Below are 274 nucleotides of genomic sequence, written 5' to 3' on the forward strand. Positions count from 1 at the left end.
TACGCATCGTTATGAGGATTATCAGCTGACGATGGCGCTGCATCCTTCAGAAACCATTGAACGCTTGATGGTGCGTATTCTGGCCTATGCACGCTATGCCGATGAAGCACTGGAATTTACCAAGGATCTGTTTGAAACCGATGAACCGGCACTCTGGGAAAAGGATCTGACCGGGCAACTGGTCAAATGGATTGAAGTCGGTAGCCCGGACGAAGATAAAGTCAAAAAGGCCAGTGCGCGTTGCAAGCAGGTCGCAGTCGTCACCTATGGTTCT

At 50.4% G+C, this 274-nt stretch carries 1 protein-coding gene; it reads left to right on the forward strand.

Features of this window, described 5'->3' with window-relative positions:
- Nucleotides 1–274 (forward strand): YaeQ family protein (locus tag ACWA1B_RS22650; protein WP_456910865.1); only part of this gene is annotated, 274 nt, incomplete at both ends.

The organism is Flavobacterium xizangense, from assembly GCF_054075145.1.